We start from the raw sequence: 18,946 nt of genomic DNA on the forward strand, positions 1-18,946 counted from the left end.
GCGAGTTGGGGTTTGGGGACCCGCGAGTCCACGGTTGGGGACCTGCGAGTTGGGGTTTGGGGACCCGCGAGTCCACGGTTGGGGACCTGCGAGTTGGGGCTTCGGAACCCGCGAGTTGACGGTTCACCTCAGACACCGATAGACGCCAGCCGTCAGGAGTCCCGAACGGCAAACTCAGCGGTCCCGAACCGAAGACTCGCGGGTTCTGAACCGTGGACTCGCGGGTTCCGAACCGAAGACTCGCGGGGTCTGAACTGTGGACTCGCGGGGTCTGGGTTTGGTTGGGGGGTTACTCCGAGGCGGGGCCGGTGAAGTTCGCGCGTCGCTTGTTGCGGATGGCGTCGACGCCCTCGTGGACGTCCGGGCCCGCGAAGCCCATGAACTCCAGGCCGAGCGACGTGTCGAAGATGGGGCCCGCCTGCCGCAGCCAGTTGTTCAGCGCGTACTTCGTCCACCGGATCGCCGACTGGGATCCGTGCGCCAGCCGCGTGGCCACCTTGCGGGCGCGGTCGTGCAGCTCGTCCTGCGGCACGCACAGCGACACCAGCCCGATCCGCTCCGCCTCCTCGCCGGACACCGGTTCGCAGGTCAGGAGGTGGTACTTGGCCTTCGCCATGCCGCACAGCAGCGGCCACACGATCGCCGCGTGGTCACCGGCCGCGACGCCGAGCCGGGTGTGCCCGTCCATGATCCGCGCGTCGGGCGCCGCGATCGACACGTCCGCCAGCAGGCCGACCACGAGACCGGCGCCGACCGCCGGACCCTCGATGGCGGACACGATCGGCTTCGAGCAGTTGATCACGTTGTAGACGAGGTCGCGGGCCTCGCGCAGCACGCGGATGCGGACTTCGAAGTCGTTCGCCATGTCGCTGACCAGGTCGAGGTCGCCGCCGGAGGAGAACACCCCGCCCTCGCCGCGGATGATCGCGACGCGCACGTCATGGTCGCGGTCGATGGCCTGCCAGACCTCGGCCAGCTCGCGGTGGCCCTCGTGGCCGACGGCGTTGAGCCTGCCGGGCGCGGACATGGAGACCTCGAGCACGCCGTCGCCGAGATCGGCGAACCGCAGTGTCGGGAACTGTGTGGAGTAGTCATGCACTCCACATGCCTACTCGATCGCACCGCCGAGGAGCCAGTAACCCGAGAAGTACACGTCCTTCTTGTCGAGCCCGCGCTCCCGCACGAGGTGCCGCCGCAGCGCCACCACGGCGCCCGACTCGCCCGCCACCCACGCGTACGGGCGGCCCGAGGGGAACTCCGTCCGCGTGATCGCGTCCAGCAGCGCACCGCCGCCAGCCGGCGCGCCGCCCCGCGACAGCCACGTCACGTGCACCCTGGCCGCGCAGTCCAGCGGCCGCATCTCGCGCGGCGAGGAGACCTCCAGGAACACCATCGCGTGCCGGTCGTCCGGCATGGCGGACAGGATCCCGGCGATCGCGGGCAGCGCCGTCTCGTCACCCGCCAGCAGCGTCCAGTCGGTGTCGGCGCCGGGCTTGTACTCGTAGCCCGTGATCGGCGTGTGCCGCGCGTCCGGCGCGAGGATCGCGATCCGGTCACCCGGCTTGGCGCCGCCCGCCCAGCGCGACGCGGGTCCGAGGTCGCCGTGCAGGACGAAGTCCACGTCCAGCTCGCGCTGCCCGGTGCGGAACCCGCTGATCGTGAACGTGCGGATCGGCGGCCGGAGGTCGTCGGGCATCGCGCGGAACTCACCGAACCAGCCCGGGCCCGCCGGCACGATGGGTTCGGTCTGGCCGTCGAGCGGGAAGAACAGCTTGATCCGCTGGTCGTGGCCCGCGCTGGCGCACCGGGCCAGGTCGGGGCCGCCGAACGTGACCCGCAGCATTCGCGGGCTGATCCGCTCGGATCGGACGACCTCGACGCGGAACAGCGTGTACGGCTGGACCGCCGCCTCGGTGGTCGTCATCGGGCACTGACCAGCTGCGCCGGGATCTGCGTGAGGATCGAGTCGAGGATCTGGCCCGCCCGCACCGCGGTGGCCGACAGCAGCGACGACGAGATGCCGTGTGTGTGCTCGGTGCTGCCCTGCAGGTAGAGCCCGGCCCGCAGCTCGTCGTCGGTGTGCACGCGGTAGTCGCGGGCGACGTCGGGACGGCCCGCGTCGTCGCGGTGGCAGAGCGCGGAGAGATCGCCGAGCAGCCCGAGCGGGTCGTTGGGCCGGTAGCCGGTGGCGTACACGATGACGTCGCAGTCCAGCACGGTCTTCTCATGCGTGGTCAGCGACTCGACCGTGGCGCGCACGCCATCGCCGGTCTCGACCGTCTCCGCCACCCTGGACACGTTGAACAGCCGCAGCCGCTGTGTGCCGAGCACCTTCTCCTGGTAGGTCCGCCGGTACAGCTCCTCGATCAGGTCGGTGTCGACGACCGAGTAGTTCGTGTTGGCGTGGTAGTCCATGATCAGCTGCTTGACCTCTGGCGACGCCTCGTAGAAGTGGTCGACGGCGGCCGGGTCGAACACGCGGTTGGCGAACGGGCTGTCATCCGACGGGCTGTAGCCGTAGCGGGAGAACACTCCGCACACCTCGGCCTGCGGGAAGGTGTCGTGCAGGTACTTGGTGACCTCGGCCGCGCTCTGGCCCGCGCCGACCACCGCGAACCGGACCGGCGCCGGGTACGCGGTGGAGCGCCGCAGCAGCTCGACGCGGTCGAGCAGATCCCTGTTGTGCCACACGCGTTCCGACATCGTCACGCCGTCGGGCAGGTACGGGGTGAGGCCCATGCCGAACACGAGGTTGCGGGCGCGGATCGTGGTCGTGGTGCCGTCGGCGCGCCGGGCGGTGATGTCGAGCAACTCGACCGTGCCGCCGTCGGACACCGGGGTGACCTCGACGACCTCGTGGCCGTAGCGCACCTCGTCGGCGAAGCGGGCCGCCGCCCATGCCAGGTAGTCGTGGAACTCGATGCGCAGCGGGAACAACGACTTCTGGTTGATGAAGTCGACGAGCCGGTCCTCGCTGTGCAGGTAGGAGAGGAAGCTGAAGTCGCTGGTCGGGTTCCGCAGCGTGACGAGGTCCTTGAGGAACGAGACCTGCATCGTGGCGTCGTCGATGAGCATGCCGCGGTGCCAGCCGAAGCGGGGTTGCCGCTCGAGGAACAGGCTCCGCACGGGGTGGGCGTCATGCCGGGCGTTGTGTTCGGTCGCCGCGATCGCGAGGGCGAGGTTGGCGGGACCGAAGCCGATGCCGACCACGTCGTAGAAGTCGGGCTGCTCGGCGAGTTCCTCTGGCATTACCGTCCTCTCCTCGACTTGAAGGTAAGGCTAACCTAACGCGACCGGCTAAAGATAGCCTCGCTTAACTAGACGGATATCACCAAGGACGGGGAGTAGTCATGCGCGTGGCGCTGTTCGGTTACCAGACCTGGGGACACCGCACCCTGGAGGCGCTGCTCGGGTCCGAGCACGAGGTGGTGCTGGCCGTGACGCACCCGGCGAGTGACCATGCGTACGAGTCGATCTGGAGCGACTCGGTCGCCGACCTCGCCGCGGCGCACGACGTTCCGGTCGTGATGCGCAACCGGCCGGACGAGGAGGTCGTGCGTGCGTTGAAGGAGACCGAGCCGGACATCATCGTCGCGAACAACTGGCGCACGTGGCTCCCGCCGCACATCTTCAACGCACCCCCGCGCGGGACGCTCAACGTGCACGACTCGCTCCTGCCCGCGTACGCGGGTTTCGCGCCGGTGATCTGGGCACTCATCAACGGCGAGTCCGAGGTCGGCGTGACCGCGCACATGATGAACGACGACCTCGACGCGGGCGACATCGTGCTGCAGCGGTCGGTGCCGGTCGGCCCTTCGGACACCGCGACCGACCTGTTCCACAAGACGGTGGACCTGATCGCGCCGATCGTGGTGGACGGCCTGGCCCGCATCGCTCGCGGCGACACGGACTTCACGAAGCAGGACCCGTCGAAGGCATCCTTCTTCCACAAGCGGTCCATTGAGGACAGTCGTATCGACTGGACGTGGACGGCGGAGGAGCTGGAGCGGTTCGTGCGTGCGCAGTCCGACCCGTACCCGAACGCCTTCACCTACCACGGTTCGACCCGGCTGAGGGTCCTGTCGGCCGCGGTGTCGACCGGCCGGTACGGCGGCACCCCGGGCCGGATCTTCATCAAGGAAGGCGACGGCGTGGTGATCGTCGCGGGCGCCGACGCGCGCTACGGCCGTAACCACGGGCTCGTGCTGCGCACCCTCCGCCTCGAAGACGGCACGGAACTCGCGGCCACGGAGTACTTCCGCACGATGGGCGGCTACCTGCGCGGATTCCCGCAGGGCTGAGCGGGCCGGTCACTCCCACCGGACGACACCACTTGATCACGGAAAGTGAAAGCCGGCACTCTCGGTAACACTTTCGCGGGCGACGCCGAAAAGCCAAGTACTGCGCGCTTTCGCGCCCACATTTCTGGTGTCTGGGAGTGACATGGCTATCCGGTGGGTCGTCGGCGTCCTCGCCGTCGCCGCTTTCATCGTCGGTCTTGTCCTGCAACTGCTCGCGCTGATGATCGGCGGTGTCGTCGGCCTGCTCGCCGCCCTTGTGGTGCGCTCCGGCCGCAACCCGCTCGCCGAGAGCTACCGCGACATCCGCGACCCCCGGATGCCATGAAGGGCACCCTCAGGACGTTGACCGTCCCGAGGGTGCCCTTCAGTGCGTGAGGCGTCAGCCCGCCATCGCGGAGATCAGCTCACCGTTGCCGGTGTCGCCGGAGAGCTCCCAGAAGAACGCGCCGCCGAGGCCCTGCTGGGCGGCGTAGTCCATCTTGCCGCCGATCGTGGCCGGGGTGTCGTAGCTCCACCACTGCCCGTTGCAGAACGCGTACGCCGTGCCCGCCACGGATCCCGTTGCGGGGCAACTGTTCTTGAGCACCTTGTAGTCCTCGATGCCCGGCTCGTACGAGCCCTGCGCCGGTCCGGTCGCCGCGCCACCCGGCGCGCTCTGGGTGACCCCGGTCCAACCGCGGCCGTAGAACCCGATGCCCAGCAACAGCTTCGAGGACGGAACACCCTTGCTCTTGAGTTTCTGAATCGCCGCGTCGGAGTTGAAGCCCGCCGCCGGGATGCCGTCGTAGCTGGTCAGCGGCGAGTGCGGGGCCGTGGGACCGTCCGCGTCGAACGCGCCGAAGTAGTCGTAGGTCATGACGTTGTACCAGTCGACGTGCGCCGCGGCGCCGCCGTAGTCGGCCGCGTCGATCTTGCCGCCGTCCGAGCCGTCGGCCGTGATCGCGGCCGTGACCAGGTTGCCGGAGCCGAACTTGGCCCGCATCGCGCCCATCACGTTCTTGAAGGACGCGAACCCACTGGTGTCGCACTGCAGACCACAGGCGTTCGGGTACTCCCAGTCGATGTCGATGCCGTCGAACACGTCGGCCCAGCGCGGGTCCTCGACGAGGTTGTAGCACGACTCCGCGAACGCGGCCGGGTTCTGCGCGGCCTGGCCGAAGCCCCCCGACCAGGACCAGCCGCCGAACGACCACAGCACCTTCAGCCCGGGGTGCATGGCCTTCAGCTTGCGCAGCTGGTTGAAGTTGCCGCGCAGCGCGCCCGCGTCCCAGGTGTCGGACGTACCGTCCACACTGGACGCCGCGTCGTAGAACTTGTCGTAGTCGGCGTACGCGTCACCGATGGCGCACTGGCCGTTCGTGACGTTACCGAACGCGTAGTTGATGTGGGTCAGCTTGTCCGCCGAGCCCGAGGTCTCGATGTTCTTGACGTGGTAGTTGCGCTGGTAGACGCCCCACTGCACGAAGTAACCGAGGTTGACCCCTCCCGCCGCCACCGACGCGGCGGGCGTGGATTCCTCGGAACCTTGTGCGGGGGCGGCCACCAGGCCGAGCGTGGTGGCCACCAGGGCCAGTAGGGCGGGCAGACGCCATCGTTTGCGGGACATCGTTCTCCTCGTGGATGCAGGGGGTCCAGCGCATGAACGGAGATCCACTGTCCACTATGTGGTCTAGACCACGTCCCGTCAAGTGGTACGGACCAATTGGCAACTGTCAGGCCGCCACGCGCTCCGCGACGAACACGAACTCGCGTCCTGGCCGGTCAGGGGCCTCCCGCACGTCCAGCACGCGGAAACCGCAGGCGACCAGGCTCTCCGCCACCTCGTCGCGGTCGCGGAACCGGAGCGTCGAGTCCGAGGTGAGGATCGCGCCGTCGGCGAGGAACCGGTAGGTGAAGCGGAAGGAGACGAACGGGAGCTTCACCTCGATGGCCTCCATGTGCTGCTCCACCGTGCCGACCCCCGGCACGTCGACGGTCCGGCCGGTGTCGGCGGCCCAGTCCTCCCAGGCCCTTCGTTCCGGGCGCCTGGTCTCGAACACGAGACAGCCGCCGGGTCGCAGCGCGGCATGGATGCCGAGGAGAGTCCGCGACCAGTCGTCGCCGGTGAGGAAAACCTGTGCCACGTTGCCCGCCATCACCGCGAGATCGGCGCCGAGTGCGGGCACCGCGGTGGCGTCCCCGTGCATCCAGGTGATCCGCCCGCTTCGATCCTTGGCACGCGCGACGTCGAGTGAGGCCTCGGCCGGGTCGACGCCAACCACCGTGCGACCGCTCTCGGCCAGCACGATCGCCAGGCTGCCCGTCCCGCAGCCGACATCGAGCACCCGTTCCGCGCCCAGTTCGTCGGCGATGGCGAGATAGGCAGGCAGATCGCCGCGGTCTCCCTCCAGCGCGTCGTAGACGGGCGTAAGGCGACGGTCGGCATAGATTGCGTCAGCCATCACCGAACCATAGCCACGTTCGTGCGTGGCCTTGGGCACGTCCGTGGCTCGGAAGTGAACCGAGATTTGTTAAGTTCGGTTAGCTAACGAGGAGGTGGCCATGGCGGAGGACCGGCACGCGTGGGTCGAGCCCGGGGCGTACGAGGTGGTCCCCGGCGTGCACCGCATCCCACTGCCCCTGCCCACCGACGGGCTGCGTGCGGTGAACGTCTACGCGATCGAGTCCGGGGACGGTCTGGTCCTCATCGACTCCGGGTGGGCGCTCGAGGTCGCGGAGCGGCAGCTTGAGGAGGCGCTCGGCACGCTCGGCTATGAGTTCGGCGACATCCAGCGGTTCCTCGTCACGCACGTGCACCGCGATCACTACACGCTCGGTGTCGCGCTCCGCAGGATCTACGGCAGCAAGATCGCGCTCGGGATCGGGGAGCAGCCGTCGCTGGAGCGGATCATGGCCCGGCGCCTCGACGGGCAGATCGGTGAGATGGTCCGCTGGGGCGCGTCGCCACTGATGACGGAGTGGCAGGAGTCGTTCGTCAAGCAGGACGAGCGGGAGGCGCCCGCTCGCTACGAGGAGCCGGACGAGTGGCTCGACGGCACCACCAAGATCGACCTCGGTGACCGCACGCTCGTGGCTCTTCCCACGCCCGGTCACACCCAGGGGCACGTCGTCTTCGCCGACGAGCAGGCCGGCGTGCTGTTCGCGGGCGACCATGTGCTGCCGCACATCACACCGTCGATCGGGTTCCAGCCCGCGCCCGCGAAGTTGCCGCTCGGCGACTACCTCGACAGCCTGCGCCTCGTGCGGTCCTACCCGGACCTGCGGCTACTGCCCGCGCACGGGCCCGTCACACCCAGCGTGCACACGCGGGTGGACGAGCTACTGGCACATCACGAGGACCGGCTCGCCGAAACGCTCGCGGCGGTGCGCGACGGGGCGGGCACCGCGTTCGACGCGGCGCAGCGGCTGGGGTGGACCCGTCGGCACCGCCGGTACGACGAACTCGACCTGTTCAACAAGACGCTCGCGGCGGGGGAAACCGCGGCACACCTCGATGTGCTGGTCGTGCGGGGCGAACTTCAGTCATCCACAGTGGATGGAGTGGTCGAGTACTCGATCACTCCGCCGGGACCTTGATGGCCCCGTTCTCGTCCAGCGTGTCGAGACCCAGCATCGCGAGCAGGTTCGCGCAGTCCTGTGCGTCGGACGCGTGACCGGCAACCGTGAGTGCCGCCTTGCGGTTCTGAATGGCGTAGTGGACTCTCTCGCTCGCCCGCGCTTCGGCGAAGCGGCCTTGCTCAAGCGTCGGGCTGGCGTGTCGTGCCCAGGTCATGCGAAGCCTTTCTGCCTGCATACCGCGAGTGGCGTCGAAGGCCACCTACGGCAGCGCCATCGCTGATCGTGTCACTCGGTAATCGGGGGTCCAAACGTCACGATCGGCCGGGGAAGCCTCCCGGCGAAGGGCATCCTGACACCAGTTGAGGGCTTCACACCACCCCTGTACTGGCATGACCGACGGTAACACATAAGCGGAAAAGGCCCCTTATCGCCAGGTGAACGTGGCTTTATAGTTTTACACCCTCAGGTTATTCCCAGCTTTCACGGTTATTGGGATGAGGTACGTTCCGGATTCGGACGATCACCCGGTGTGGCAGGTTCACGTCGTCATCACATTGGGGGACACTCCTGTAACGTCACTCTCAGTATTCGGATTCGCTGGCAGAGAGAAGATTTCTCGCCTTTTCCGCGGCACGGGCCGCGACCGCGGCGAGTTCGCCGGCGTCGATGCCCGGCGCCGGCGGTACCACGAGTCTTCGCGGCGGTCCCGTCACCCGCGGCAGTGGCGGCAGCGGTTGTGGATCCCGCACGGGCGCGGGCGCGGGGCGCGTGCGTGCCGCGGCCCTGCGGCGCAGCTCATCGGTCAGATCGTCCTGGCCGAGGCCGCGCAACAGCAGCAGCACGAACGGGTCCGCGTCGAGCAGCCACGCGGCCTGGAAACACAACGCGGCCGCATGCGTGCACGGCAGTTCGAAGCCCTCGCAGTCACATTCCGGTTGCAGGTCGCCGATTCCGGGCAGCATGGGGACGTCCGCGTCCGCCGCGGCCTCGACGAGATCCTGTGGCATGTCCCGGTCGAGCAGCGCGGCGAGATGGCCGGCCTTGTCGGCGACCTCGTCGAGGAACCGCCGCCACTGCGCGTCGGACAGCCGGTCGACGAGCACGACGGTGTGGTAAACCTCACCATCGTCGCTCGTCACCTGTGCGGCGATGCGGCCCGCGCTGACCGTGATCGGCCCGACGAGGCCCGCGTAGGCGAACTTGCGGCCGCGTTTGAGCTGCGCGAGGTCGAGGGAGGTGTCCTCCATCGCCCGCAACCACGCGTTGCCCCACCATGTCCGCGCGAACCGGCCGGGTTTCCTCGCGGTGACCGGAAAAGCGGGAAAGCCGATGCCCGCCGGCGTCGTCACGGTGCCTCCCTGAGTGCCACCAGCTCGGCAAGCTGCGCGTCGGACAGTTCGGTCAGTTCCGCGCCGTCCTGCTTGCCCAGTACGGCATCGGCGAGTTCTTTCTTGGCCGCCAGCATGGTGGCGATGCGGTCCTCGAGCGTCCCTTCCGCGATGAGCCGGTGCACCTGGACGGGCCGGTCCTGCCCGATGCGGTACGCCCGGTCGGTGGCCTGCGCCTCGACCGCCGGGTTCCACCAGCGGTCGTAGTGCACGACGTGATCGGCACGCGTGAGGTTCAGCCCGGTGCCCGCCGCCTTGAGCGACAGCAGGAACACCGGCGGCTCCTCGCTTTCCTGGAACAGCCGCACCAGCTCGTCCCGCTGCCGCACCGGGGTGCCGCCGTGCAGGAGCTGTGTCGGCACGCCGCGTTCGCCGAGGTGCCGCGCCAGCAACCTGGCCATCGTGACGTACTGCGTGAACACCAGCAGCCCGCCGCCTTCCGCGCGGATCGTGTCGACCAGCTCGTCCAGCAGCTCCAGCTTCCCGGACCGGCCGGACAGGCGGGCGTCCTGCTCGCCGAGGTACTGGGCCGGGTGGTTGCACACCTGCTTGAGCGCGGTGAGCAGCTTGAGCACGAGCCCTTTCCGTTGCATGCCGGTGCTTTCGCTGATCCGCGCCATGGTCTCGCGCACCACCGCCTCGTACAGCCCGGCCTGCTCACGGGTCAGCGCGACGGGCCGGTCCGTCTCCGTCTTCGGTGGCAGCTCCGGCGCGATGCCGGGGTCGGACTTGCGGCGCCGCAACAGAAACGGCGTGATCAGCCGCGACAACGTACGCGCGGCGGCCGGGTCGCCCGACTCGACCGGCTGCGCCCACCGCGTCCGGAACTCGCCGAGCGAACCGAGGAGGCCAGGGGTGGTCCAGTCGAGGATCGCCCACAGCTCCGACAGGTTGTTCTCGACCGGCGTGCCGGTGAGCGCGACCCGTGCGTTCGCGGGGATGCGCCGCAACGCTCGCGCGGTGTCCGACCGCGGGTTCTTCACGTGCTGCGCCTCGTCCGCCACCACGAGATCCCAGTCCATTGTGGACAACGAGTCGGCGTCCACGCGCATCGTGCCGTACGTGGTGAGGACGAACCCGTTGGTATCCATGATGGATCGCCCACCGCCGTGGTACCGGTGCACCTCGGCGCCGGGCGCGAACCGGCGGATCTCCCGCTCCCAGTTGCCGAGCAGCGACGCCGGGCACACCACGAGCGTCGGCCCGGCGGCGCGGTGACAGTGCAGCGCGATCAGCGTGATCGTCTTGCCGAGACCCATGTCGTCGGCGAGGCAGCCGCCGAGGCCAAGTTCGGTCATCCGCGCGAGCCACCGCAGCCCGCGCAGCTGGTAGTCCCGCAGTGTCGCGGTCAGCGCCGAGGGCTGGTCCACGGTTTCCGTGGTGGACAACCGATCCCGCAGCAGCTCGAGTGGCCTGCTCGGCGCGACCGGCACCCATTCGCCGTCGACGTGCGCCTTCCCGGTGAGCGCGGCGCCGAGCGCCTCGACCGCGGTGAGTGGCTTCAGCACCCGCTCCCGCGCCACGCGGGCGAGGTCGGGGGCGACGAGCGTCCACCGGTCCCGCAGCCGCACGACCGGCCGGTGTGCCTCGGCGAGCAGGTCCATCTCGGCCTCGGACAGCGGTTCGCCGCCGACCGCGACCTGCCACGAGAAGTCCAGCACGCCCTCGAAGAACGACGGCAGCTCGTGCCCGCCGACCACCGCGGCCGCCGTCACGTCCCGGTCCACGTCCCTCGGCCAGTGCACGGGCACACCGGCGGCGGTGAGCGCCTGCTCCCCGGCGGTGAGCAGGTCCCGCACCTCGTCGTCGGACAGGTCCAGCCGCTCCGGCACGGCCAGCTCCAGCAACCGGGCGAGCGGCGCCCACACCTGTGCGGCGTGCCGTACCTCGATCATGGCGTCCAGCCGCTCCTGGTGACCGAACACGTCACCCGCCCAGACCGCGGCCGCGTCCGCGACCAGCCCCGGCTCGGTCATGCTGTGCACCTGGAGCACGGCGGTGAACACGTCATCGCTCATCTCGACCCGCAGCGACACCCGCGCCACCCGGTCGTGCTCCGCCGCGATCGCCGCCGCCCAGTCCCGCAGCCCGGGCACGTGGTGCGGGACCGGGTCGGCGAACGGGGTGGTGGCGCCGGGTTCGCGGGCCAGCCGGTCGGCGACCGAGTCGAGCTGCTCCCGGGTGATCCCGAGCACGCGCATCCGGTCCACATCGGACGGATCGAGCGGTCCGACCCGCCACGCGGCGTACCCGTCCTCGGTCACGGCCGGCAGCAGCCTGCCGCGTGCCACGAGGTGCAGCGCGAGCAACTCGGCCTCGGTCATCGATCTCCTATCGGGAGAGGCGCTGGAAGCGGCGGACGGACAACGGGGCGAAGATCGCGATCAGGGCCACCGGCCACACGACCGCCATCAGCAGCGCGTGCTCGGCGACCCACGAGTCGGCGCCCCAGGACGGGTTGCCGAACAGTTCGCGAGTTGCCGCGACCGTGGAGGACAACGGGTTCCACTCCGCGATCGTTCCCAGCCAGCCCGGCATGGTGCCCGGCGCCACGAACGTGTTGGACAGGAACGTGACCGGCCACACCAGGATCTGCACCATCACTACGCTCTCCGGGCCCTTGATCACCAGGCCGAGGAAGATGCCCACCCACAGCAGCGCGAACCGCAGCAGGAGCAGCAGCCCGACCGCGGCGAGCACCTCGGCGGGCCCGGTGTGCGCCTGCCAGCCCATCAGCAGCCCGGCGCCCATGATCACGGCCAGGCCGAGCACCGAGTTGAGCATGTCCGCGCCCGCCCGGCCGCTCACCACCGAGGACGGTGCGATCGGCATCGAGCGGAACCGGTCGGTGACGCCCTTCTGCGCGTCCGTGCTGACCGCGATCATCGTGGCTTCCAGCCCGAACGCCATGGTCATGGCGAACATGCCGGGCATGACGAACTCGCGGTAGCCGGCGGCGCCGCCCGGCACGGTCATCGCGCCGCCGAACAGGTAGCCGAACATCAGGACCATCAGCACCGGGAACAGCAGCCCGATGATCACCGGGCCCGGGTCGCGGGTCCAGTGCAGAATGTCCCGGCGAGTGATCGTCCACCCGTCGGCGAAGGCGTACCTCACGCCGCCACCCCCTCGGCTGCGTGGCGAGGGAACGCTCCGCAGGCTCCGCCTGAGTGTCGATGGTTCGCTCCGCAGGCTCCGCCTGAGTGTCGATGGTTCGCTCCGCAAGCTCCGCTCACGCCGCCACCCCCTTCTTGTCACCGGTCAGGTGCAGGAACACCTCATCGAGTGTGGGCCTGCGCAGTGCCACGTCCTCGACGGCGAGCCCTGCCGCCCGCAGTGCGTGCACCGCGTCGCCCAGCGCGGCCAGCGGCTCGGTCACGGGTGCGCTGACCAGCCGGTTGTCGAGGTCGGTCTCCGGTTCCTTACCCGCCACCCGCTCGACGATCCTGGCGGCGTCGGCCAGCTCGGCGACGTCGTGCAGCACCACGTCGAGGCGGTCGCCGCCCAGCCGTGCCTTGAGCGTGGCCGGACTGCCCTCGGCGATCACCCGTCCGTGGTCGACGACCGAGATCACGCTCGCGAGCTGGTCCGCCTCGTCGAGGTACTGCGTGGTCAGCAGCACCGTCGTGCCCTCGCGGACCAGCGCGCGGACCGCCTCCCACACCTCGTTGCGGCCACGCGGGTCCAGGCCGGCGGTCGGTTCGTCGAGGAACAGGACGCGGGGCGCCAGGATGAGGCTCGCGGCGAGATCGAGGCGCCGCCGCATGCCGCCAGAGAACTGCCTGACGGCTTTCTTACCGGTGTCCGCGAGGTCGAACCGGTCGAGCAGCTCGGTCGCGCGGGCCCGGGCCGCCTGGGTGTTCAGGTGGTAGAGGCGGCCGAACAGCTCGAGGTTCTGCCGCGCGGACAGGACCTCGTCGACCGCGGCGTGCTGGCCGACCAGCCCGATGTGCGCGCGCACCTGGTCGGGCCGGGTCATGACGTCGAAACCGGCCACCTCGGCCCGGCCGGCGTCGAGTTTCAGCAGCGTGGTGAGGATGCGGACGGCGGTGGTCTTGCCTGCCCCGTTCGGGCCGAGCACCCCGTGGACGGTGCCGGCCGCGACGGTCAGGTCGACGCCGTCGAGCGCGGTCTTGTCGCCGAACCGCTTGTGCAGTCCCTCGGCGACGATGGTCGGGCTCACCTGTCATCTCCTTGTCGTACGCTGTACGAAGTACGAACGAACGCTACCGTACATCGTACGGAGATTCTAGGATGTTGCGGCGATGGCGAAAAACAACGACGAGACCAGGCACTACGGCGGCCGGGGCGACCCGGTGCGCAGCATGGAGCTGCTGTGGGGGAGCGGGCCCGCGCCCAGGTCCCGCGGCCCGAAACAGGCGCTGACCGTGGACCGGATCGTGCAGGCGGGTATCGAGATCGCCGACGCGGAGGGCCTGGCCGCGGTGTCCATGCGCCGCGTCGCCGACCGCCTCGGCGTCGGCGCCATGTCCCTCTATACCTACGTGCCGTCCAAGGCCGAGCTGATCGACGTGATGTTCGACCGCGCGATCGGCTCCGCCGCGCACGCCGAGGTGGACGGCGGCTGGCGCGAGAAGCTGACCGCCGTGGCCCGGTCGGCGTGGGACCTCTACCGGCGCCACCCGTGGCTGCTGCAGGTCATGGCCATGTCCCGGCCGCCACTCGGCCCGAACAGCATCGCCGACTACGACCACCAGCTGCGTGCCGTCGACGGCATCGGCCTGACCGAGCTGGAGATGGACTCGGTGGTCAGCATGGTCGCCGTCTACGTCCAGGGCACCGCCCGCGCGGCCGCGGAGGCAGCGTCATCGGCGCGCGACACAGGCCAGACCGACGACGAGTGGTGGTCGGTCTACGCCCCACTACTGGAAAAGGTCTTCGACCCGAAAAAGTACCCGGTAGCAGCCCGCGTAGGCGCCGTAGCAGGCGAGACCTACCAGTCCGCCTACGACGCGACCCACGGCTTCGAATTCGGCCTGGCCCGCATCCTGGACGGCATATCAACCCTAATCAACACCCGCCACTAACCCACAACCCCACGCCCCAAACCCCGCGAGTCCACGCCCCAAAACCCGCGAGTCCACGGTTCGGAACCCGCGAGTCCACGGTTCAGGACCCGCGAGTTGGCCGTTCGGGACTCGTGAGTTGGTGGTTCGGGAGTCGCCGGTACCCGCGAACTGCGGACTCCGCGGTCGCGAACGGCAGACTCGCGGGTCCCCAACCGCGAACTCGCGGGTTCCGAACCGTGGACTCGCGGGTTCTGGACCGTGGACTCGCGAGGGGTGGTGGGGGTGTGGGGACGTTCGGCCTTTCGGCTGATTGTCTGTTTGTCCGATTGGTGTGACTCTCCGTCAATGAACTCGTCGACGGCGACGACGGTCTTCTTGCCCGTCGCGCTCGGGATCGTCATGTTGGGGCTGGGCCTGTCGCTCACCGTCGCCGACTTCACCCGGGTTGTGCGGTACCCGAAGGCCACGATTGTGGCGCTGGCCTGCCAGATCCTCATCCTGCCCTTGGTGTGTCTCGGGCTGGTGCTGCTCTTCGACCTCGATCCCGTGCTGGCCGTCGGCATGATGCTGCTCGCGGCCGCACCCGGCGGGACCACGGCGAACCTGTTCAGCCATCTCGCGCGCGGCGATGTCGCGCTCAACGTCACGCTCACGGCCATCAACTCGGTGCTCGCCGTCGTGACGCTGCCGATCGTGGTCAACCTGGCGCTCTCCGGGTTCCTCGATGGCGACGACTCGATCGGGCTCCAGCCGGCCAAGATGCTGCAGGTGTTCGCGATCGTGCTCGTGCCGGTCGCGATCGGGATGGTGATCCGCAACAAGGCACCGGAGTTCACGGAACGTATGCGCGGGCCGGTCAAGATTGCCTCGATCGTGGTGCTCGTCGCGGTGATCGTCGTCGCCGTGTGGCAGGAGCGGGAGAACGTGCTCGGATACCTCCGGGACGTCGGGCTCGTCGCGATCCTGCTGTGCGTGCTCAGCCTCACGATCGGGTACTTCGTGCCCCGCCTGGCGAAGATCGAGCGGCGGCAGTCCATCGCGGCCGCGTTCGAGATCGGCTTGCACAACTCGACGCTGGCCATCACGATCGCGCTGTCCCCGTCGCTGCTGAACAGCGCGGAGATGGCGGTCCCGGCGGCGGTCTACGGCATCCTCATGTTCATCCCGGCGGGTGTGCTCGCCGCCCTGTTCGCCCGTGACCGGGAACCCGCACCGATCCAGTAGGCGGTAAAGGTCACACCCTGCTGTGCGACTCGCGGCCCGATCGGAAATACTGGCGAGTAACAAGCAAGACTGACACCCTTGCAAGCCTTACCAGTCATGTCGCCGGATGCGGGAGAGCTCGTGGTCGTTCGACTTATTCTCGGACTGCTGATCACCGTCGTGGTGCTCGGCGTAGCGGGCCGGCGCGCGAAGTACCTCTACGACCTGATCAAGTCGGGTCAGCCGGTCGACCGCTTCGACCACCTCGGCAGCCGCCTGTTCGCGCAGGTCAAAGAGGTCTTCGGGCAGCGGAAGCTGCTGAAGTGGTCCATCCCCGGCGCGGCGCACGCGTTCACGTTCTGGGGCTTCGTCATCCTCGCCTCGGTCTACCTCGAGGCTTACGGCGTCCTCTTCGACCACGACTTCCACATCCCACTGATCGGCCGCTGGTCCGTGCTCGGCTTCGTACAGGACTTCATCGCCGTCATGGTCGTGGTGTCGCTCGTCGCGTTCGCGGTCATCCGCATGCGCAACGACCCGGAGCGCGAGCAGCGCAAGTCCCGTTTCTACGGCTCGCACACGTCCGGCGCATGGCTGATCCTGTTCATGATCTTCAACGTCATCTGGACGATGTTCCTGTTCCGCGGCGCGGCCGCGGCGCTGGGCTACTTCCCGTACGACTCCGGCGCGTGGGTGTCGCTCGGTGTCGGCGAGCTGTTCGAGGGCATGAACCACACGGCGCTGGAATGGGTCGAGTCCATCGGCCTGCTGCTGCACATCGGCGTGATGCTCTCGTTCACGATCATCATCCTGAACAGCAAGCACCTGCACGTGTTCATCGCACCGATCAACGTCTCCACCAAGCGCCTCCCGGACGGCCTCGGCCCACTGCTGCCGATGGAGTCCGGCGGCCAGCCGATCGACTTCGAGGATCCCGGCGAGGACGACGTCTTCGGTCGCGGCAAGATCGAGGACTTCACGTGGAAGGGCATGCTCGACTTCGCCACGTGCACCGAGTGCGGGCGCTGCCAGAGCCAGTGCCCAGCGTGGAACACGGGCAAGCCGCTGTCGCCGAAGCTCGTGATCATGGACCTGCGCGACCACCTGTTCGCGAAGGCGCCGTACCTGATCGGCGGGCAGGAGATGCCCGACCACAGCGGAGTCGACGTGCTCGCACTGGCCGAGGCCAGCAAGGGCAACGGCCACCACGCGGTGCCGGAGTCCGGCTTCGCGCGCGTCCCCGGCTCCGGTCCCGAGCAGGCGGCGCGCCCGCTCGTCGGGTCTGCCGAGGTCGGCGGCGTCATCGACCCTGACGTGCTGTGGTCCTGCACGACCTGCGGCGCGTGCGTCGAGCAGTGCCCGGTGGACATCGAGCACGTCGACCACATCGTCGACATGCGCCGCTACCAGGTCATGATCGAGTCGGACTTCCCGTCCGAGCTGGGCACCCTGTTCCGCAACCTGGAGAACAAGGGCAACCCGTGGGGCCAGAACAACTCCGCGCGCATGGACTGGGCGAAGGACCTGCCGTTCGAGGTGCCCATCTACGACGGTGAGCTGGCGCCGGACGTCGAGTACCTGTACTGGATCGGCTGCGCGGGTTCGTTCGATGACCAGGCCAAGAAGACCGTGCGGGCCACCGCCGAGTTGCTGCACATCGCGGGCGTCAAGTTCGTGGTGCTGGGCAACGAGGAGTCCTGCACCGGTGACCCGGCGCGGCGCGCTGGCAACGAGTTCCTGTTCCAGATGATGGCGCAGCAGACCGCGGAGATGCTGAACACCGTGTTCGAGGGCCGCGAGCCGGAGAAGCGGAAGATCATCACCACCTGCCCGCACTGCATGAACACGCTCGCCCGTGAGTACCCACAGCTCGAGGGCATGATCCCGACGTTCGAGGGCACGAACGGGCACTGGGAGGTCATGCACCACACGCAGGTGCTGAACCGGCTCGTCCGCGACAAGAAGCTGACCCCGGTCAAGCCCCCGGAGGGCAGCACGCCGGTCACCTACCACGACCCCTGCTACCTGGGCCGCCACAACAAGGTCTACGAGGCGCCGCGCGAGCTGGTCGGCGCGACCGGCATGGAGCTCACCGAGATGCCGCGTCACGCGGACCGCTCGCTGTGCTGCGGTGCGGGTGGTGCGCGGATGTGGATGGAGGAGAACCTCGGCAAGCGCATCAACCTGGAGCGCGTCGACGAGGCACTGGACACGAACGCCAAGGAGGTCGTCACGGGCTGCCCGTTCTGCCGCGTGATGATCACCGACGGCCTCGTCCAGCGCCAGAGCGAGGACAAGGGCACCGACGTACAGGTCCGGGACGTGTCGCAGATGCTCCTGGAGTCGGTGAAGCGAGGCCAGCCCACCCAGTAGCCGGCGAGGGCCGCTCTAGCTGGATTCGTCCCGGGCTCGGTCCGGATCACTGACACTGGGCTGGTGATCACCGGAGGAAAGCCCGCTGGACGGGTGCGACTTGACCGGGTGGTGATCAGGTTCGCCGGGGACTCGGGTGACGGGATGCAGCTCACCGGTGACCGCTTCACCTCCGAGGCCGCCGCGTTCGGCAACGACCTTGCCACGCTGCCCAACTTCCCCGCCGAGATCCGCGCGCCGGCGGGGACGCTGCCCGGCGTGTCGTCGTTCCAGCTGCACTTCGCGGACTACGACATCCTGACGCCGGGCGACCGGCCGGACGTGCTCGTCGCGATGAACCCGGCCGCGCTCAAGGCCAACATCACGGATGTGCCGCCGGGCGGGACGCTGCTCGTCAACACCGACGAGTTCGTCAAGCGCAACCTCGGCAAGGTCGGCTACGACGCGAACCCGCTCGAGGACGGTTCGCTCGCCGCCTACCACGTGCTGCCCGTCGCGATGGCCACGCTCACCCAGGGTGCGCTCAACGGCACCGGTCTGTCCAAAAAGGACGCTGAGCGGTGCAAGAACATGTTCGCGCTCGGGCTGTTGTCGTGGATGTACGGCAGGCCCACGGAGGGCACGGAACGGTTCCTGCGTGAGAAGTTCGCCCGCAAGCCTGACATCGCCGAGGCCAACGTGCTGGCGTTCCGGGCGGGCTGGAACTACGGCGAGACCACCGAGGCGTTCGCCACCACCTACGAGGTCGCGCCCGCCACGTTCCCGCCGGGGGAGTACCGCCAGATCACCGGCAACCTGGCGCTGGCGTACGGGATCGTCGCGGCGGGCCAGTGCTCGCGACTGCCGGTGTTCCTGGGCAGCTATCCGATCACGCCGGCCTCGGACATCCTGCATGAGCTGTCCAAGCACAAGAACTTCAACGTCACCACGATGCAGGCCGAGGACGAGATCGCGGGCGTCGGCGCCGCGCTCGGCGCGTCGTACGGTGGCGCGCTCGGGGTGACCACCACGTCCGGGCCTGGTGTCGCGCTCAAGGCGGAGACGATCGGTCTCGCGGTCATGCAGGAGCTGCCGCTTCTGGTGATCGACGTGC

General features: G+C 68.9%; 17 protein-coding genes. 7 read left to right on the plus strand and 10 right to left on the minus strand.

Translation table 11 applies throughout. The features are described from left to right. Window positions 1–289: 289 nt before the first annotated feature. From WBA97_RS21590 to WBA97_RS21600, 3 genes are read right to left on the minus strand one after another with little or no spacing between them, the layout of a single operon-like run. Window positions 290–1,099, minus strand: coding sequence for an enoyl-CoA hydratase/isomerase family protein (locus tag WBA97_RS21590; protein ID WP_424232697.1), 810 nt, complete (start codon window positions 1,097–1,099; stop codon window positions 290–292). A 9-nt stretch (window positions 1,100–1,108) separates the two neighbouring features. Next, window positions 1,109–1,924, minus strand: a complete 816-nt coding sequence (locus WBA97_RS21595) for a siderophore-interacting protein (protein WP_424232698.1) — start codon at window positions 1,922–1,924, stop codon at window positions 1,109–1,111. After that, window positions 1,921–3,249 carry a lysine N(6)-hydroxylase/L-ornithine N(5)-oxygenase family protein gene (locus WBA97_RS21600; RefSeq protein WP_424232699.1) on the minus strand — a complete coding sequence of 443 codons (1,329 nt, stop codon included), beginning with the start codon at window positions 3,247–3,249 and terminating at the stop codon, window positions 1,921–1,923. Before WBA97_RS21600 ends, WBA97_RS21595 begins: the two co-directional genes overlap by 4 nt. 101 nt (window positions 3,250–3,350) lie before the next feature. Here WBA97_RS21600 and WBA97_RS21605 point away from each other — a divergent pair, with 101 nt between their 5' ends. Together WBA97_RS21605 and WBA97_RS21610 are read left to right on the plus strand one after the other, a co-directional pair. Next, window positions 3,351–4,301 (plus strand): methionyl-tRNA formyltransferase, encoded by a 951-nt coding sequence (locus WBA97_RS21605; protein WP_424232700.1) that lies wholly within the window; start codon window positions 3,351–3,353, stop codon window positions 4,299–4,301. A gap of 142 nt (window positions 4,302–4,443) precedes the next feature. Next, window positions 4,444–4,626, plus strand: a complete 183-nt coding sequence (locus tag WBA97_RS21610; RefSeq protein ID WP_424232701.1) for a hypothetical protein — start codon at window positions 4,444–4,446, stop codon at window positions 4,624–4,626. Between the two features lie 54 nt (window positions 4,627–4,680). Here the strand turns inward: WBA97_RS21610 and WBA97_RS21615 are convergent, their stop codons facing one another. Then, the gene (locus WBA97_RS21615; RefSeq protein WP_424232702.1) at window positions 4,681–5,907 is read right to left on the minus strand and encodes a glycoside hydrolase family 18 protein; all 1,227 of its coding nucleotides are present in this window, start codon (window positions 5,905–5,907) and stop codon (window positions 4,681–4,683) included. 106 nt (window positions 5,908–6,013) lie between these two features. After that, a complete protein-coding gene (locus WBA97_RS21620) occupies window positions 6,014–6,742 on the minus strand; it encodes a class I SAM-dependent methyltransferase (protein ID WP_424232703.1) in 729 nt (242 codons plus the stop codon). Window positions 6,743–6,842: 100 nt separating this feature from the next. Here WBA97_RS21620 and WBA97_RS21625 point away from each other — a divergent pair, with 100 nt between their 5' ends. Beyond that, window positions 6,843–7,877, plus strand: coding sequence for an MBL fold metallo-hydrolase (locus WBA97_RS21625; protein WP_424232704.1), 1,035 nt, complete (start codon window positions 6,843–6,845; stop codon window positions 7,875–7,877). Here WBA97_RS21625 and WBA97_RS21630 read toward each other — a convergent pair. The 5 genes from WBA97_RS21630 to WBA97_RS21650 all read right to left on the minus strand — a co-directional run bounded on the left by WBA97_RS21630 (window position 7,858) and on the right by WBA97_RS21650 (window position 13,430). Beyond that, window positions 7,858–8,073 (minus strand): hypothetical protein, encoded by a 216-nt coding sequence (locus WBA97_RS21630; RefSeq protein ID WP_424232705.1) that lies wholly within the window; start codon window positions 8,071–8,073, stop codon window positions 7,858–7,860. The two genes, WBA97_RS21625 and WBA97_RS21630, sit on opposite strands and share 20 nt — an antisense overlap. Before the next feature lie 367 nt (window positions 8,074–8,440). Then, window positions 8,441–9,208, minus strand: a complete 768-nt coding sequence (locus tag WBA97_RS21635) for a hypothetical protein (protein WP_424232706.1) — start codon at window positions 9,206–9,208, stop codon at window positions 8,441–8,443. Next, window positions 9,205–11,571 carry a DEAD/DEAH box helicase gene (locus tag WBA97_RS21640; RefSeq protein WP_424232707.1) on the minus strand — a complete coding sequence of 789 codons (2,367 nt, stop codon included), beginning with the start codon at window positions 11,569–11,571 and terminating at the stop codon, window positions 9,205–9,207. Before WBA97_RS21640 ends, WBA97_RS21635 begins: the two co-directional genes overlap by 4 nt. A 7-nt stretch (window positions 11,572–11,578) precedes the next feature. Next, window positions 11,579–12,364 carry an ABC transporter permease gene (locus WBA97_RS21645; RefSeq protein ID WP_424232708.1) on the minus strand — a complete coding sequence of 262 codons (786 nt, stop codon included), beginning with the start codon at window positions 12,362–12,364 and terminating at the stop codon, window positions 11,579–11,581. A gap of 115 nt (window positions 12,365–12,479) precedes the next feature. Further along, window positions 12,480–13,430 carry an ATP-binding cassette domain-containing protein gene (locus tag WBA97_RS21650; protein ID WP_424232709.1) on the minus strand — a complete coding sequence of 317 codons (951 nt, stop codon included), beginning with the start codon at window positions 13,428–13,430 and terminating at the stop codon, window positions 12,480–12,482. A gap of 82 nt (window positions 13,431–13,512) precedes the next feature. Here WBA97_RS21650 and WBA97_RS21655 point away from each other — a divergent pair, with 82 nt between their 5' ends. The 4 genes from WBA97_RS21655 to WBA97_RS21670 form a co-directional block, all read left to right on the plus strand. Further along, complete coding sequence (locus tag WBA97_RS21655; RefSeq protein WP_424232710.1) at window positions 13,513–14,295, plus strand: TetR/AcrR family transcriptional regulator; 783 nt, start codon at window positions 13,513–13,515, stop codon at window positions 14,293–14,295. Between the two features lie 327 nt (window positions 14,296–14,622). Next, window positions 14,623–15,501: a bile acid:sodium symporter family protein gene (locus tag WBA97_RS21660; protein WP_424232711.1), complete on the plus strand. Its 879-nt coding sequence runs from the start codon at window positions 14,623–14,625 to the stop codon at window positions 15,499–15,501. A gap of 120 nt (window positions 15,502–15,621) precedes the next feature. Continuing rightward, window positions 15,622–17,853: a (Fe-S)-binding protein gene (locus tag WBA97_RS21665; RefSeq protein ID WP_424232712.1), complete on the plus strand. Its 2,232-nt coding sequence runs from the start codon at window positions 15,622–15,624 to the stop codon at window positions 17,851–17,853. A gap of 63 nt (window positions 17,854–17,916) precedes the next feature. Then, a partial coding sequence (locus WBA97_RS21670) for a 2-oxoacid:acceptor oxidoreductase family protein (RefSeq protein ID WP_424232713.1) occupies window positions 17,917–18,946 on the plus strand: 1,030 nt, incomplete at its 3' end.

This window comes from Actinophytocola sp., from assembly GCF_049647105.1.
Taxonomy (GTDB): Bacteria; Actinomycetota; Actinomycetes; order Mycobacteriales; family Pseudonocardiaceae; genus Actinophytocola.

What these genes read in the sequence shown, in the direction of transcription:
- WBA97_RS21615 (WP_424232702.1), bottom strand. Translation starts at nt 5,907, where the DNA reads ATGTCCCGCAAACGATGGCGTCTGCCCGCCCTACTGGCCCTGGTGGCC.
- WBA97_RS21660 (WP_424232711.1), top strand. Translation starts at nt 14,623, where the DNA reads ATGAACTCGTCGACGGCGACGACGGTCTTCTTGCCCGTCGCGCTCGGG.
- WBA97_RS21640 (WP_424232707.1), bottom strand. Translation starts at nt 11,571, where the DNA reads ATGACCGAGGCCGAGTTGCTCGCGCTGCACCTCGTGGCACGCGGCAGG.
- WBA97_RS21605 (WP_424232700.1), top strand. Translation starts at nt 3,351, where the DNA reads ATGCGCGTGGCGCTGTTCGGTTACCAGACCTGGGGACACCGCACCCTG.
- WBA97_RS21600 (WP_424232699.1), bottom strand. Translation starts at nt 3,249, where the DNA reads ATGCCAGAGGAACTCGCCGAGCAGCCCGACTTCTACGACGTGGTCGGC.
- WBA97_RS21655 (WP_424232710.1), top strand. Translation starts at nt 13,513, where the DNA reads ATGGCGAAAAACAACGACGAGACCAGGCACTACGGCGGCCGGGGCGAC.
- WBA97_RS21610 (WP_424232701.1), top strand. Translation starts at nt 4,444, where the DNA reads ATGGCTATCCGGTGGGTCGTCGGCGTCCTCGCCGTCGCCGCTTTCATC.
- WBA97_RS21620 (WP_424232703.1), bottom strand. Translation starts at nt 6,742, where the DNA reads ATGGCTGACGCAATCTATGCCGACCGTCGCCTTACGCCCGTCTACGAC.
- WBA97_RS21625 (WP_424232704.1), top strand. Translation starts at nt 6,843, where the DNA reads ATGGCGGAGGACCGGCACGCGTGGGTCGAGCCCGGGGCGTACGAGGTG.
- WBA97_RS21595 (WP_424232698.1), bottom strand. Translation starts at nt 1,924, where the DNA reads ATGACGACCACCGAGGCGGCGGTCCAGCCGTACACGCTGTTCCGCGTC.
- WBA97_RS21630 (WP_424232705.1), bottom strand. Translation starts at nt 8,073, where the DNA reads ATGACCTGGGCACGACACGCCAGCCCGACGCTTGAGCAAGGCCGCTTC.